Source organism: Nocardia sp. NPDC052112, from assembly GCF_040680135.1.
Taxonomy (GTDB): Bacteria; Actinomycetota; Actinomycetes; order Mycobacteriales; family Mycobacteriaceae; genus Nocardia.
On the sequence record NZ_JBFAWD010000005.1, the window covers coordinates 138,254 to 153,048 of the forward strand.

A 14,795-nucleotide genomic window follows, 5' to 3' on the forward strand; every position below is an offset into this window, starting at 1 on the left:
CGAATGATCGTCACTCCTCTGCACCGTGGCCATGTCGCTGGACTATCGGGATGGCGTTCTGGTCGGACGGGCGGTCAGGGTTCGCAGCTGGTGGCCCGCACCCAGGACCAGTACGTCGCCCTGTTGATCGGTCCGTGCGACGGCAACGCCCAGGTCGGCCAGATCCTCGAGTACCCTGGGGTTCGGATGGCCGAAAGTGTTGTCGGCACCGACGCTGACCACAGCGAGGCGAGGGTGCACTGCGGCGATGAATTCCTTGGTGGTCGTTCGGGATCCGTGGTGTGGCAGCTTCAGAACGTCGGCCTGTAGTTGGGCACCCGAGTGCAGCAGTCGTTGTTGCGCCGGAGCCTCGATATCGCCGGTGAGCAGGATTCGGCCCGCGGGTGTGGTCGCGGCGATGACGACCGAGCGGTCATTGGCATCGTCGGTACCGGGCGGGCCGGTAGGGCGGTGTGTGAGTGCGGCCGGAGCGAGCACGTTCAATTCGACAGCGCCGAACCGCAATACCTGTCCCGAGCACAGCTCCAGCACTGGGATGTGCGCCTGTGCTGCGAGGCTGGCGACTTGCTCCGGCCCGCTGACCGATGCGCGCCGATCTCGTGGGGAACGCGACTCGCGGACAGCACCTTCAGACCCATCTGAATCCACCCCGGATCTGCTCGGATTCGATATTCGACGGTCGCGTGCACGTTCGGATTCGAGATCGGCCGTTGTTCCGGAGAGTTCACCGGACCCGACGGCCAGCGCATCGACCGATCGCCCCTGCAGGGCACCGGCCAGTCCGGCGATATGGTCCGCATGCGGATGGGTCAGCACGAGAAGTGAGATTCGGTTGATGCGCAAGCGATTCAGACAGCTGCGCATGATGCGTGGGTCCGGTCCGACATCGACGACGACCGCCGTGTGGTCACCAACGGACAATGCGAGTCCGTCACCCTGGCCGACATCACAGACGGCCAACACCCAGCCGGCGGGCGGCCAGCCCGGGTGCCAGACACGGACCGGAATCAGCACGGCCGAGACACCGAGGAGCACGGCAGCGGCGAGGCGGCGCAGCATCGCCGATCGCAATGCCGACACCATGAGAACTACTGCCGCACAAGCGATAACCCCGCCGATCAGCCCACCGCGCACGGAAATCTCGGCGCCCGGCACCTTCGCCGCATTTTCAGCGACGAACAGCAACCACCACAGCGGCGGTTGCGCGCAGCGCAGTATCAGTTGCGCCAGCGGCGGCCAAGCGGCGGCGACTGCGGTGCTGGTCGCCCCGAGCACCGTCACCGGTGCGATCACCGGTTCGACCAGGATATTCGCGAGGATCGCGACCAGGCTGAGCCGTCCGGTCAGCGCGACGACGAGCGGTGTCGTCACCACGAATGCGGCGGCCGATACCGCGACGATCTCGGCTGGGACCCGCCACCAGCCGCGGCCGCGCAACCAGTCCGCCCAACTCGGCGCCAAGAGGATCAGTCCGGCGGTCGCCGATACCGACAGTCCGAATCCCGCACGCACCGCCAGTTCCGGCCACAGCGCGAGCAGACCGATGACCGCCGCGCAGAGCGCGGGTAGGGCTTGCTTCCGCCGTCCGGTTATCAAGGCGAGCAAGGTGATCGCGCCCATTGCCCCCGCCCGCAGCACACTCGGATCCGGACGTGCCACCACAATGAACATCAGCAGTGCCGCCGACGCGACCGCGGCGCCGACGCGCGGGCCCAGGGTGAGCAGCCGCACCGCACCGAGTACGACCGCCAACAGAATCGTGAAATTGGCCCCGCTCACCACGCAGATATGTTCCAGTCCAGCGATTTCGAACTCGTCGCGGACTTCGTCGGACAGCGCGGACGTATCCCCCACCACCAACGCGGGCAGTAGTCCGGCCTGCCGCTCGGGCAGCACGCGTGCTGCCGACGCAAGGTCGGTGCGCACCGCGGTGGCGACCCGTTGCCACCAGGGCAATGCACCGACCGCCACCGGCGGTCCCTGGGCACGCAGCGTGGCGACGGTGAGATCGCGGTGCCAGGGCGGTTCCGGCTCGGCCCGGAACTCCACCATTCGCCCGGGTAGCAGCTCACCCCAGTCCGCACCCGAGGCCAGAATCACCACGGTGCCGCCCGTCCGCACCGTCGACGCGCCTTGCCGGTACTCGCGCAACCGTGCCCGAACGGTCCAGCGCTGCTCATCTCCGAATGCATTGGACCGCACCGGTTTCGGATCATCGATGGGTATCACCACCACATGTACCGACGCCACGGTGTTCCGTAATGGATGCGTCGCCACCCGATGCTCGCGCCACGCACCGGCCACCGCGAATCCGGCGCCGAGCAGGAGCGCGGCCAGTGCGGCAACGGCGACCACCCGCCACCGCGCACTGGGATGAGCCACCGCACGCAACAGCACCACCCACAGCCCGATTGCCAGCAGCACCAGCCCGCAAGCCAGCGCCAAACCGGCCGTCCACCCTGCTGTCAGCGCGACAATTGTTGCGCCCCAACAACTCAACGCCGCAGGCAGCAACCGCGCGTCCAGCACCGACGCCACCTCGAGCGACGAATCGCCGTCGACGGCAGCCCGCCGATCGATAGCACCCGGTCCATCCGACGCACCCTCGAATGCGCTCATACCGTCACCAGATCGCGCAGGCGGGCGAGGCGGGCCGGGCCGATACCGTCGACCTCGCCGAGTTGGGCGATATCGGTGAATCGTCCATTCGTGATACGCCAGCCGACGATCGCGCGGGCGGTGACCGGGCCGACGCCGGGTAGACCATCGAGTTCGGCTTCGGTTGCGGAATTGAGATCGATCTTGTTCGACGGACGGTGTGCCGCAGCCGAATTCGGTGCCGAGGCGCCTGGGGATCGGCCGCCCGCGCTGATCGTGGTGCTGCCGGGCTGCGGGCCGGCATTCGGACCGCTCGGGCCGACGAGAACCTGGTCGCCGTCCTGGAGGCGCTGCGCGAGGTTGAGTCCGCTCAGGTCCGCGCCGTCCTTCGCACCGCCCGCGGCGGTGAGTGCGTCGGCGACCCGCGCCCCGGCGGGCAATCGCACCAGGCCGCCGCGGTGGACGAGCCCGACCACGCTGATCACCAATTCCGTTGCGGAACTGGTTGTTATCGGAATGACAGACGATGATGCCGCCATACTGGCACCGGACCGCCCAGCCGGTACTGCTCCGGTGCTGACGCGCACCGCGGACGGCAGCGGCACCAGCTGCGCGACCGGTCGCTCCCGCAACACCACGACAGCCGCGACGACCACCGCCACCAGTCCGACCGCGATGAGCGTTGCGAGTCCCCGCCACCCCGGATCCCATCGAGTCCCGCGAAACCGTTCCGGCACCAGCCGATCCCGCCACGACGAGCGGCGCTGCGGCTCATCCAGCCAGTCCGGGGCCCGCACCTCGCCGACCCCGTCCGCCCGCTCCTGCGCACCTGCATCGACTCCAGCGTCCTCGGTCGACGCATCCTCGGGCTGAGACCGCACTGCCTCGGATAACCGCTCGTCATCCCACCGGCCACCGCGGACCGCGTGCTCCGGCGGCTTCCCGCGCGATCCTCCGGACCGCGCCGAGCTGGGCGAACTTCGACACAGTTCAGCACCGACGCGGTCGGAAGGCACCGGACGCCCGGCATCGATCGTTCGGCTGGCACCGACTCGTTCGGTCAGCACGGTCAGTCGTCGGCGAATCCGCTCGCGCTCGTCATGTCGTGACATGGCGGCGACGCTAGTGCCGCGGCAAGATCAGGAATTCGTACCGACCAGGCGAAATAGAAAGTCTGTTGATAACTCCGAGCCTGTGGATAACCCCGCCCGCAGCCCCGCGGATTTCCAGTTCCGCGGGCACACGCTTGCTACTCTGCCTTCGCAGCCGGATCAGCGGCACATTGTTCGACGTCAGCGGCGGTCCGGCTACCGCCAACGCCATTCCGGGAGCGCGGCTGCTCGTGCATCGGGCCGAGGCACAGCGAGGTCAGGTCCGTACCGCGGTGACTACCGTCGTGACGAACTGCACCGGGAAGGAACCTCCCGCCGCGTCGATGGCGGCCCCGATGCCCGCCAGCACCTCTTCCTGTGTGGCAGTGGAGAATTGGGCGTGGCCGCCGGTCGTCGGCAGTTGGTCCAGCCACTCGTCCCGGGTGTAGGTCCGCTCCCAATCGAACTTCCACTGCTCGGGATCATCGAAGCCACCCGCCGCCCGAATCCCCGCGGCCACCTTGGTGGACGGCGACGAATACGCGGTCGCCGCCGCCGCTGCCCAACGGGCAGCGAGCGAGTCGGGTGCGACCCGTTGATAGACCGCCGCGAAGGCTTCGGCCAAGTCCGTCGGCGGTTGGCCCGCATTCCAGAAAACGGCCAGCCTGCCACCGGGTCGCAGCACTTCGGCGGCTTTCGCGGCACCCGCGACGGGGTCCACCCAGTGCCAGGTCTGACCGGAGATGACGGCATCGAAGATTCGGCCCGCGGGGTCCCAGGCTTCGAAGGCCGACACTTCGACCTCGAAGCCGTGCTTTCGCACCCACTCGCCCATTCGCGCATCGACGTCCACGCCCAGCACGTGGCAGCCCGCGGCGCGGAACTGCCGGGCCGCTATGCCGGTGCCGATGCCGACATCGACGAGCGCGGGTCCGGGGCTGGCGGCGACGATCGCGTCCACCATCGCAGTCGGATAGCTGGGCCGGGCCCGGTCATAGCGTTCCGGATCCGAGCCGAACGATTCGGCCAGCTCGCGGGCTTGATGCGATTCGCGTTGGTCGGAGGACGTACGCTCCGGCGGTAAAGTGGGCATGCGCCCACCATAGTGGGCACACGCCCACTTGCCAACGGGTGTGCCAGAGAAGGAGATACCGTGCCGACAGGCGTGGCCATGCGCGATCCTCGTGAGCAGCTATTCGATGCCGCCGAGCGAATCCTGTTGCGAGATGGTCCGAATGCGCTGACCAGCCGCGCGGTCACCACCGAGGCAGGCTGCGCCAAGGGCGTCCTGCACCGGCATTTCGCCGATTTCGACGCCTTCCTCGCCGAGCTCGTCCTCGACCGCATCGGCCGGATCGATCAGCAGTCCACCGCCCTGCGCGAATCCGCGGGCACCCGCACGGTCACCGACAATCTCACCGACGCCCTGACCACCGTCTTCGAATCTGTCGCGGTCGCCATAGTCAGCCTCGTCACCTTCCGAGACGAGCTGCGCGCCCGTCTCCGCCAGGTCCGCCCATCCGGCGTCCCCGTACTCACCGAAGCGACAACCATGCTCGGCGCGTACCTGGCCGCCGAAAAGACCCTCGGCCGCATAACCCCCGAAGCCGACACCGACACCCTCGCCCTGACCCTCATCGGCAGCGCCCACCTCCTCTTCGCCGACCGAACCAACCCCCCGCCCACCCCCGAAACCACCCGCAAAGTAGTAGCCACCGTCATCGCAAGCGCGCTCAGCTGAGATGGCGGGTATCGCCGAGGCCGACCACCTGACGGTTGTGGAAGTAGTCGTCCTCGCGCAGCTCCGTGATACTTCCCGGGGCAGCGTGGAGCCGGAGGTAACCGAGTGATTCGATCGGCAACATCGTCCACGCCGCAGCGACGAAAGTGATTGCGCCGCCGTGGGTAACGACGATCTGATGATCGCAGTCGCGCAGCTGGATCGCGTCCACCGCCGCATAGACACGCTGCGCGAATTCGGCGATGGTTTCCGATCCCGGTATGCCTTCATCGTGGCGCATTCGCTCCCCGACAACCGGCGGCCGCACGAATCTCTGATCCAGCCACTCCTGCGGCTGCCCCTCGGCCTCGCCATAGGACTTCTCGCGCAGTCTCGGATCGAGAATCGGCGGTACACCTAGCGAATTGCCGATCACGGTTGCGGTCCGCGCCGCACGCCGCAAGTCCGACGAGAACAACTCCACTTCGCACGCTGCCGGAATTCGCAACCGAAGCGCGTCGGCGATGGCATGCGCAGCGCACAACCCCGCAGCGGTGAGCTGCGCGTCATACCATCCGCCCACCAGCCCCTCGATGTGATGCGTCGACTCCGGATGGGCGATGACATAGACGGTTCGCACGTGGCGATCCTCGTCGACGCGGGCCTAGTCAGCGCGGGTGATTTCGGTGGGGGATTTGTCGGGGCGCAGGCCGCGCCAGGAGGGGTGGCGGAGACGGCCGTCGCCGGTCCATTCGGTGAAAGTTACTTCACCGACGAGGGTGGGCGTGGTCCAGATGGCGTCGGGGACGTCGGCGGTGACGGAGGGGGTATTGCGTTGTAGGGGTCGGAGTTCGGACTGGAGGTCGGCGAGGGTGGATTGGGTGAAGCCGGTGCCGACGTTGCCGATGTAGACGAGCTTTCCGGAGTCGTCGTGCACTGCCATCAGCAGGGAGCCGATGGTGCCTGCGCGCCTGCCGATTCCCGGTCGCCAGCCGACGATGACGACCTCCTGGTCACGCATGTTTTTGACCTTGGTCCAGAGTGGGCTGCGCCGACCGGGCAGGTAGGGGCTGTCGAGGCGTTTACACAGAATGCCTTCCAGGCCGAGGCGCCTCGATTCGGCGAGTACGTCGGCGCCGTCGCCGTGCAAGCGCGGTGGGACCCGCCAATGCTGGCCGCGCATGCCGAGTTGTTCCAACAGTTGGCGTCGCTGCTCGTAGGCCAGCTCGATCAATGATCGGTCGCCGATGTGGAGCAGATCGAAGATCAGGTACGTCGCCGGGATGGACTTCCGCAAGGCGCGGATCATGGCCGGATTGCGCTGATGCATCCGCGGCTGCAGCGCCTCGAAGGAAGTCCTGCCGTCTGCGGTGAAGGTGACGACCTCGCCGTCGACGACGAATCTCGGATTCCCGGGTGCGATATCCGCGAGTTCCGGCCAGGCCGCGGAGATGTCGTTATCGTTGCGCGAGATCAGCCGCAGTTCGCGGTCGACGTAACCGATGGCGCGAATGCCGTCGAATTTGACCTCATAGCCCCAGCGGTCACTGTCGCCGGGGAGGGCACCCGCCATCGCCAGCATCGCCGCATAGTGCGGCAGCCTCGTCACACCCGCCTCGTCGCCATCGCCGATCCCTCGCGAACTCGAACGCTGCTGACAATCAGCTAAATAATACCGACTGGTCTGGCATGCCCGGGGTCGGCGAAAGAAGAGCGATTCCTCTCCGGATGAGTGGGTCCGGACCGCATCCGGGCCTGCTCAACCGGAGAGGAATCCCGGGCATCCGCAGTTCTGTCGAGTGTCGGCACATGGCATCTACCTCCATTCCATTGCCGGGACCGAATCGACGGATCTAGGTGAACAGCCTGGTGACGAAGGCGTTCATATTGTCCCGAACCCGCTCGATCTTGGTCTCCTCGGTAATGAGATCTTCGCGGTACCGATTGCCGAGCGCGGGCGTCCGCTTGCCGCGCGCGTACAGCGAACAGGCCAGATCGGTACACATATAGGTACCGATCGAATTGCCCCGGCGTCCGGATTCGCCCGCCTTGTGCGCGGTCATCAACGAGACACCGTGACCGGTATGCGCGGTCAGGCAGATCGCGCACATCTGGGTTCGACCGGATCCGCCGGTTTCATAACGCAGCGCGATGCCGACGATGCGATCGTCCAGCGGCACCACGAGATAGCCGCGACCGGGCAGCGACGGATCGCTCCAGCCGAGGAAATCCAGGTCATCCCACGGTTGTGCGTCCAACTCCCGAGGCACGGGCAACTTCTTGGCGGTCGTCTTGGAACAGTTGATGAACGACGACCTGATGTCGCGTTCGGTGACGGCTTTCATGACGGCATCGACTCCTTCGATCGATCGGTTGACAAACCGAAGCGACGCTACAGCCGGTCATTAGCCCAGGCAATGGATTTTCGAGCCGCGCTCACAGGCGACGCATCACCGAGACAACCTTTCCCAGCACCACGGCCTCGTCACCGTCGATCACCTCGTAGGCCGGATTCCGCGGTTCCAGATAGATATGCCCGTTGCGACGCCGATAGACCTTGACCGTGGCCTCCCCATCGATCATCGCGGCGACGATGTCACCGGAATGCGCCTCGTGCTGCTTGCGGATCACCACCAGGTCGCCGTCGCAGATCGCCGCATCGATCATCGAATCGCCGCGCACGCGCAGCCCGAAAACCGTTCCGCGACCGACGAGTTCCCGCGGCAGCGTCATCATGTCGTCGGTGTGCTCCTCGGCGAGGATGGGCGTACCCGCCGCGATATCACCGACGACCGGAACCGCGACCGAATCCTCGGCCTGTTCGGCGACCACGGACGCCGGCAGGAACATCCGCACATCGATCGGCCGTGACATGGTTTCGCTGCGCCGTAGAAATCCCCTGTCCTCCAGGGACTTCAGATGCTTCGAGACCGAGGAGGAGGACCGCAGGCCGACGGCGTCGCCGATCTCCCTGGTATTCGGCGCGTACCCGTACCGCAGCACCCAGTCCCGAATCGTCGCGAGGATCCGCTGCTGACGCGGCGGCAGGGTCGAGGTGTCGAGGTGCTCGAAGGCATCGTGGTCGTATCCGGTCACCCGGGAATCGTAGAGGTGCGCGCGGACAATTCCCGCCTTTGTCACACCCGGCCCACTCGCGTCGTCACCCTTGTGCAGACCTACTGACGTGGCTGCTGACATCGGCCCCGGCGAACTTTTGGAGGAATCATGACGACCATCCTGTTGACCGGCGGCACCGGCACGCTGGGCAACCATGTCACACCGCTGCTGGTCGAAGCCGGCCTCGAGGTTCGAATGCTCAGCCGCAATACCCACGAATCGACCGACGGCATCGAGTTCGTGACCGGAGATCTGCTGGCGGGCACCGGCGTCGAGGCCGCCGTCGACGGCGCCGAGATCATCCTGCACCTGGCGGGCGGCCCCAAGGGCGACGATGTGGCGACCCGGCACCTCGTCGACGCCGCCGCCGCGGCGGGCGTGCGGCACCTCGTCTATATCGGCGTGGTCGGTGCCGAAAAGCTGCCCATCGGCTACTTCCGGGCCAAGTTCGCCGCCGAACAGGCCATTATCGAATCGGGCGTCCCGTTCACTATCCTGCGCGCGGCCCAGTTCCACGATCTCGCTCTGAAGACCGCGCGGGCGATGGCGAAGAGCCCGATCGTCCCGGCGCCCGGCGCGGTGCTGTGGCAGCCGGTCGATTCGCGGGAGGTGGCCGCACGGCTCGTGGAGCTGGCGCAGGGCGCACCGGCCGGGCGGGTGCCCGATCTGGTCGGACCGACGGTGTACTCGATGGCCGAGCTGATCCGCGGCTACCTGAAGGCCGAGGGCAAGCGGCGGATATTCCTGCCGGTACCGGTGCCGGGCAAGGTCGGGCGCGCATACCGCGCCAAGGAGAATCTCAGCATCGATGGCGCGACGGTCGGCAAGCTCACCTGGGAAGACTTCCTCGCAGAGCAGGTGTGACAGCGAATTTCCTGGCACGTCAGGATTATTGAACCGCAGGAAATCGAGGTGCCAGCGCTGCCACGGTTCTGCTACCGTGACGCATATGAAGCGCGCTGCTGTGACGACGACGCCGGAGACCGTCCCGGCGCGCTGATTGCTGTCCTGATCGAAAGCCCCGGGCGAGTGCCCGGGGCTTCGTCTTGTGGTCACTCGCCCGCTGTCCGCGAGGAGATCCCATGCACGACCACCGCAAACTCGGCCGCGAGCTCGGCCTGTTCGATACCGACCCACTGATCGGATCCGGCCTGCCGTACTGGCTGCCCGATGGCGCCACCGTGCGTCACGCACTCGAGGAATTCATTCGCACCGCGGAGCGACGGGCGGGGTACCGACACGTGTACTCACCGGTGCTCGGAAAGCGAGAGCTCTACGAAATTTCCGGGCACTGGTCGCACTACCGTGACGATATGTTCCCGCCCATGGAGTTGGGCGGCGAACAGGTGGTGTTGCGCCCGAGCCTGTGTCCGCATCACGCGGTGATGTTCCGCTCCCGCTCGCACAGCTATCGCGAATTGCCTTTGCGGATGGCCGAATTGGGCGGGATGTACCGCTCGGAACTGTCCGGCGTACTCGGTGGACTCACCCGGGTCCGCGCGATCCAGCTCAATGACGCACACATCTTCTGCACCGTGGCTCAGGTCGCCGACGAGGTCGCGGGCGCGCTGGCACTGATCCGATCGGCGCATGCGGCCATGGGCGTCCGGCCCACCCGATACCGCCTCTCACTGCCCGGACCGGGTGGAAAGTACGTGGCGGCCCCCGAACTCTGGCAGCAGTCGGTCGCTGTGCTCACCGACGTACTCGACCGCTCCGGCCTGCCATACGAAGCCGCCGAGGGCGAGGCCGCGTTCTACGGCCCCAAAGTCGATATCCAGTTCGCCGACAGCGCGGGCCGCGAATTCACCCTCTCCACCGTGCAGGTCGACTTCCACCAGCCGGAGCAGTTCGATCTGCACTACATCGGTGCGGACGGCGCCAAACACCGCCCGGTCATGGTGCACCGCAGCATTATCGGCAGCGTCGAGCGGGCAGTGGCGCATCTGATCGAGGTGCACGGCGGAGCGTTTCCGGCCTGGCTGGCCGCTACTCAGCTGGTCGTCCTGCCGGTTTCGGCGGCCGAGGCGCCAACCGCCGAAGCGCTCGTCGAACGCTGCCGCGAGCAGGGGCTGCGCGCCGAGATCTCCGATCACGAACTCGGCAGTCTCGGCGCGCGCATTCGCCAGAAACGCCTGGTCCCCTATCAAGTCGTGATAGGCCCGAAGGAGGTCGCGAATGATCTTGTCGCGGTGCGGCTTCGGGACGGACGTCGTCTCGAACCGATGCGGGCGGACGAATTGCTCTCCCGCATAACCGAACTCATCGCCACACACAGCACCCTGCTGTGACCTTCAGTGCTCGGTCACGAAGTGAATCGCCAAGCGATCACACAGTTCGTCGAGTGCGCACGCATCGATGTGGGGCGCGTCCGGCCACGCATCGGCGTTCGTCCACGGTACCGAGGCGGGGGTGCCGTGCGGACGAGCGAATACGTGCTGATGGAAATGCGCCACGCTCAGTCCGGTGATCGCGGAGAACACGAATTCCGGTGCCAGCTCGACGTGCAAGGCGTGCGCGGCGCGTCGAGCGGCCCAGCCCACGGCCCGCGCCTCGGCGTCGGTCAGCGTCGATAACGTCGGTGCGTGCCGCCGGGTCTCCACGAAGAGGTAGCCCGGCACCGGCGTGCCCTCGGTGAGTGGCCGATGCGTCACCAGTACCAGGTCGTCCGCATAGAGCACCGGACCGACCAGCGCGCCGATCCCCCGATGCTTATTGCAGATCGGACATTCGTTTCCCACATCCTCACCATAACTTCCGTGCCGCGCTTCGATATCGAAGCTCCGCCAGCGTGCTCGATATCGCCGAGAACCCCTGCGGCACTTGGCAATATCCCGCTGTCGAGGTCGGGTCGAGCGCGGCCGCCCTGCGGCCCCGCCACACATCGTGGATCGTGACATCGGCGATCAGTTCAGCGCCCTCGTAGTGCGCAACTCGTCATGCCGCGACGTTAGTCACCTCCGGCACCGACCGAAGGGGTTGCGATCACGCAGAAATTATTACGCCTACCACGCCATTCGACCGGAGATGCGGCACATCCGCGCGTGCTGAACCGTAGCCGATCAGGCACAGCCGCCGGGGACGACCAGTACACCGACAGCACCGACGCCGAGGTGGACGCCGAGAGTCGGCCCGAATTCCGCGATGATCAGTTCACCGATACCGGGCACCAACTCGCGTAGTTGAGTGGCAACAGTATCAGCGGCGTCCGCGGCGCCCAGGTGTTGCACCGCGACGGCGGCGCCGTCGTCACCGGCCGCATCCACCGCTGCCGCAACGAGTTTGGCGTAGGCCTTGGAGCGGGTCCGAACCTTTTCGCGCAGTTCCAAGCGGCCCTCGACGATCTGCAGCAGCGGCTTGCTCACCAGTTCGCTGCCGAAAAATGCCGCGGCACTGCTCAATCGGCCGCCGCGGCGCAATTGTTCGGTGCGGTTCACCAGGATGAAGGTGCGTGATCGGCTGGCCGCGGCGACGGCGGTGTCATAGACGACATTCAACGTCGCGCCGCTGCGCGCGCGGCGGGCGGCGGCGAGCACCGGCAGGCCGGTGGCCAGACCGGCGCCGAGTGAATCGACCAGCCGGACCCGATCGGTGGCGTCCATATCGCGGACCGCCTGTCGTCCCGCTTCCCAGGTGCCGGAGAGTTGGCGCGAAAGATGTACCGCGACGACGCCGTCCTCATTGCTGCGGTCGAGGGCCTGCTCGTAGGCCGCGCGCAGCTCACCGGGTGAGGCGGCCGAGGTCGTCACGGTATCGGAGCCGTAGTCGATATCGATGGCGTCGACACCTTCGCGGATGGTGCGGTCGCCGACCAGAACATGCAGCGGGACAACGGCAATGCCCAACTCATCGACAAGTTCGGCAGGGAGGCTGGCGGACGAATCGGTGACGACCACAACGGCCACGGACTACCGAACCTCCTGCAAGGTCTTCACCATCGCATTCGCCACCGCGGTATGTCCGGCCCAACCCCAATGGATGCCGTCCGGATTCGCGTCGCCGGAGAAGATATCCTCGCGCACCGCTTCCGCGAGATCGACCAGCGGAACGGCGGTCGCGGCCGACCAGGCGCGCAGCGCCTTGACGGCAGGCTCTCGGCCGCTGTGCACATGCCCGTAGGCGGCACAGTCGTGCACGGACGGCAGTACCGCGACGACCGGCAGATCCGGACGCAGCTGGGCCAGCGCTTCGCGCGCCTGTTCCAGGTAGTCCACACTCACCTTCGGCGGCAAGGCCACGGGGCGACCGAGTTTCGACAGCTTGGGCTGCAGCCAGTTGTATGTGCCGCGGACCCCGCGCCGCAGCGCCGGGGGACGCACATAGCGGATCAACTCGCGCAGCGCGGTCGGCAGCGGCGAGGGCAAAGTGTCCATACCGCCGACCGCGAAGACAACCGCACCCGCGCGCGGTACCGCGGCCCAGACCCGGGGATCGCCGATCAGCGCCCAGTACGCGTCCCGGCAGGTCCAACCGATCCGCCCGATCAGCTCGACATCCCAATCGAGTTCGGCAGCGACCAGGTTCGGCCAGATCTTCGGATGGTCCGCGGGCAGGCCGCCTTTCGGACCGAAGTAGGACAGCGAGTCCGCGATCACCAGCAGCACCGGGCGCTCCGATTCATCGGTCGAGGCCGGATCCGCCGCGGCGGCCGGAACCTCGTCACCGATAACCGATTCGGGATCGTCGACCATCGAGTCCACTGTGACAATGGACCCGTCACCGCTCGCCGAAACGGCGGCCGAAACATCGGGCGCGGATTCCGCTGCGGGAGTTATGGACTCATCTGTGGAGGCAGCGCCGATCCCCGACTCATCGGTCGACGCTGCGATATTCGTATCGGAAACTGCCACAACGCCTTCCGGTGGTTCACTTGCCGGTTCCGCTGGCTCCACACCGGATCCGGACACGGCGGCGGGCACGGAGGGCTCCTCGCTATCTTCCCCGGAGTCGGCGGCGGCTTCGTCGCTGTCGGACTCAGCCGTCTGCGAATCGGCCGGTTCCTCCGGCTCGACCGTCTTTACCGGGGGAGGTCCGAATAGCGCGTCCGGGATCGCCCGTTCGGGCTTCGCCGAAACCCGACGGAACAATTCGTCCGGTACCTGCCGAACCGGTTCTTCAGAGGACATCCGGGGCCACCTTCGCCGCTGCATTCCACACATCCAGGCGCCAACCGGGCTGATCGATGCTCGGACCGTGACTGCTCAGCTGTACCCAGCTGGTATTGGCCAAACCCCCCAGGGCAGGCCAGTTCCGCGGCGGCAGGTCGAGCAGCGCGGCCGTGAGGGCGGCGATCAGCCCGCCGTGCGCCACCAGGATGATAGTCCGACCGGGCCAATCCTGCCGCTCGGCGAACAACTCTCGAACCACCGGTAGTGACCGAGCGCCGACCTCGAGCTTGCTCTCACCGCCCGGCGGGGTGTAGGCCGCATCCAGGCGCCAGGACACCCGCGCGCCCGGATAGTCGGCGTCGACCTCCAGATGGGTCAAGCCCTCCCAGTCGCCGAGGTTGGTTTCCCGCAGCCGCGGATCCGGGACCACCGGCAGATCCGTGTGGTCGGCCAGTGCCGAGGCGGTATCGAAGGCACGCCGCAGATCGGAGGAGACGATGGCGATCGCATTGCGCGAAACCAGTTCGCGTGCGGCCTCTTTCGCCTGACGACGACCGAGCTCGGTGAGATCGGTGTCGATCTGCCCCTGCATTCGGTCGGTGGCATTCCACTCGGTCTGCCCGTGCCGCAACAGGATCAGCGTGCGGACGCCGGCATACTTGCTCACTCGCTGCCTTCCCCCGCTTCACCACGCACCGCGACACCCTCTGACTCGGTGTGCTTGAACACGTCGGTCCCGGCCGCGATCCCGTCCACCGGAACCACCGGACAATCCTTCCAGAGCCGTTCCAGTGCATAGAAATTGCGCTCGTCATTGTGCTGGATGTGCACGACGACATCGACGTAATCCAGCAGTGCCCACCGCCCCTCGCGGGTGCCCTCGCGCCGGACCGGCTTGTGTCCGGCCAGCCGAAGCTTCTCTTCGACATTGTCGACGATGGCATTGACCTGACGCTCGTTCGGCGCGGAAGCGATCACGAAACAGTCGGTGATCACCAACTGTTCGGACACGTCGAGCACCACGACGTCGGTGGCCAGCTTCTCGTCCGCCGCGCGCGCGGCGACCTGCGCCATCTCCACCGACTCGACAGATGCGCTCATGCCTCCACCTCGCTGGCGCTCGGCTCCGGCATGACCGCACATGCGGCTGCACCTTCGGCT

General features: G+C 66.7%; 15 protein-coding genes. 3 read left to right on the plus strand and 12 right to left on the minus strand.

The genetic code is table 11. From position 1 onward, the window contains the following. Window positions 1–42: 42 nt before the first annotated feature. From AB0L58_RS11545 to AB0L58_RS11555, 3 genes are all read right to left on the minus strand, one after another. Window positions 43–2,619: a ComEC/Rec2 family competence protein gene (locus tag AB0L58_RS11545; protein WP_364384989.1), complete on the minus strand. Its 2,577-nt coding sequence runs from the start codon at window positions 2,617–2,619 to the stop codon at window positions 43–45. Beyond that, the gene (locus AB0L58_RS11550) at window positions 2,616–3,710 is read right to left on the minus strand and encodes a ComEA family DNA-binding protein (protein ID WP_364384992.1); all 1,095 of its coding nucleotides are present in this window, start codon (window positions 3,708–3,710) and stop codon (window positions 2,616–2,618) included. The genes AB0L58_RS11545 and AB0L58_RS11550 overlap by 4 nt, the downstream gene beginning before the upstream one ends. Window positions 3,711–3,966: 256 nt before the next feature. Next, a complete protein-coding gene (locus AB0L58_RS11555; RefSeq protein ID WP_364384994.1) occupies window positions 3,967–4,782 on the minus strand; it encodes a class I SAM-dependent methyltransferase in 816 nt (271 codons plus the stop codon). A 60-nt stretch (window positions 4,783–4,842) separates the two neighbouring features. Between AB0L58_RS11555 and AB0L58_RS11560 the strand changes: the two genes are divergently transcribed. Beyond that, window positions 4,843–5,430 carry a TetR/AcrR family transcriptional regulator gene (locus AB0L58_RS11560; protein WP_364384997.1) on the plus strand — a complete coding sequence of 196 codons (588 nt, stop codon included), beginning with the start codon at window positions 4,843–4,845 and terminating at the stop codon, window positions 5,428–5,430. Here the strand turns inward: AB0L58_RS11560 and AB0L58_RS11565 are convergent. From AB0L58_RS11565 to lexA, 4 genes are all read right to left on the minus strand, one after another. After that, window positions 5,423–6,049, minus strand: a complete 627-nt coding sequence (locus tag AB0L58_RS11565; RefSeq protein WP_364385000.1) for a histidine phosphatase family protein — start codon at window positions 6,047–6,049, stop codon at window positions 5,423–5,425. The genes AB0L58_RS11560 and AB0L58_RS11565 overlap by 8 nt on opposite strands. A 24-nt stretch (window positions 6,050–6,073) precedes the next feature. Further along, window positions 6,074–7,018, minus strand: a complete 945-nt coding sequence (gene ligD, locus AB0L58_RS11570; RefSeq protein WP_364385003.1) for a non-homologous end-joining DNA ligase — start codon at window positions 7,016–7,018, stop codon at window positions 6,074–6,076. A gap of 244 nt (window positions 7,019–7,262) precedes the next feature. Next, window positions 7,263–7,754 (minus strand): FBP domain-containing protein, encoded by a 492-nt coding sequence (locus AB0L58_RS11575; protein ID WP_364385006.1) that lies wholly within the window; start codon window positions 7,752–7,754, stop codon window positions 7,263–7,265. Between the two features lie 91 nt (window positions 7,755–7,845). Further along, a complete protein-coding gene (gene lexA / locus AB0L58_RS11580) occupies window positions 7,846–8,505 on the minus strand; it encodes a transcriptional repressor LexA (RefSeq protein WP_364385009.1) in 660 nt (219 codons plus the stop codon). Window positions 8,506–8,631: 126 nt separating this feature from the next. On the opposite strand from lexA, the gene AB0L58_RS11585 reads away from it, so the two are divergent. Then, complete coding sequence (locus AB0L58_RS11585) at window positions 8,632–9,390, plus strand: NAD(P)H-binding protein (protein WP_364385636.1); 759 nt, start codon at window positions 8,632–8,634, stop codon at window positions 9,388–9,390. A gap of 218 nt (window positions 9,391–9,608) precedes the next feature. Beyond that, window positions 9,609–10,817, plus strand: a complete 1,209-nt coding sequence (gene thrS / locus AB0L58_RS11590) for a threonine--tRNA ligase (RefSeq protein WP_364385012.1) — start codon at window positions 9,609–9,611, stop codon at window positions 10,815–10,817. A gap of 3 nt (window positions 10,818–10,820) precedes the next feature. Here the strand turns inward: thrS and AB0L58_RS11595 are convergent, their stop codons facing one another. From AB0L58_RS11595 to rsfS, 5 genes are all read right to left on the minus strand, one after another. Next, window positions 10,821–11,267, minus strand: a complete 447-nt coding sequence (locus AB0L58_RS11595; RefSeq protein WP_364385015.1) for a hypothetical protein — start codon at window positions 11,265–11,267, stop codon at window positions 10,821–10,823. Window positions 11,268–11,588: 321 nt separating this feature from the next. Continuing rightward, window positions 11,589–12,431, minus strand: coding sequence for a DegV family protein (locus AB0L58_RS11600; RefSeq protein WP_364385018.1), 843 nt, complete (start codon window positions 12,429–12,431; stop codon window positions 11,589–11,591). Between the two features lie 3 nt (window positions 12,432–12,434). Continuing rightward, window positions 12,435–13,217: a diglucosylglycerate octanoyltransferase gene (octT, locus tag AB0L58_RS11605; protein WP_364385639.1), complete on the minus strand. Its 783-nt coding sequence runs from the start codon at window positions 13,215–13,217 to the stop codon at window positions 12,435–12,437. 424 nt (window positions 13,218–13,641) lie between these two features. Continuing rightward, on the minus strand, window positions 13,642–14,301 hold the full coding sequence (locus AB0L58_RS11610; RefSeq protein WP_364385021.1) for a histidine phosphatase family protein: 660 nt from the start codon (window positions 14,299–14,301) through the stop codon (window positions 13,642–13,644). Continuing rightward, window positions 14,298–14,735: a ribosome silencing factor gene (rsfS, locus tag AB0L58_RS11615; RefSeq protein WP_364385024.1), complete on the minus strand. Its 438-nt coding sequence runs from the start codon at window positions 14,733–14,735 to the stop codon at window positions 14,298–14,300. The genes AB0L58_RS11610 and rsfS overlap by 4 nt, the downstream gene beginning before the upstream one ends. Window positions 14,736–14,795 lie beyond the last annotated feature (60 nt).

Coding starts and splice junctions, on each gene's coding strand:
- AB0L58_RS11545 (WP_364384989.1), bottom strand. CDS start 2,619: ATGAGCGCATTCGAGGGTGCGTCGGATGGACCGGGTGCTATCGATCGG.
- AB0L58_RS11550 (WP_364384992.1), bottom strand. CDS start 3,710: ATGTCACGACATGACGAGCGCGAGCGGATTCGCCGACGACTGACCGTG.
- AB0L58_RS11555 (WP_364384994.1), bottom strand. CDS start 4,782: ATGCCCACTTTACCGCCGGAGCGTACGTCCTCCGACCAACGCGAATCG.
- AB0L58_RS11575 (WP_364385006.1), bottom strand. CDS start 7,754: ATGAAAGCCGTCACCGAACGCGACATCAGGTCGTCGTTCATCAACTGT.
- thrS (WP_364385012.1), top strand. CDS start 9,609: ATGCACGACCACCGCAAACTCGGCCGCGAGCTCGGCCTGTTCGATACC.
- octT (WP_364385639.1), bottom strand. CDS start 13,217: ATGGTCGACGATCCCGAATCGGTTATCGGTGACGAGGTTCCGGCCGCC.
- rsfS (WP_364385024.1), bottom strand. CDS start 14,735: ATGAGCGCATCTGTCGAGTCGGTGGAGATGGCGCAGGTCGCCGCGCGC.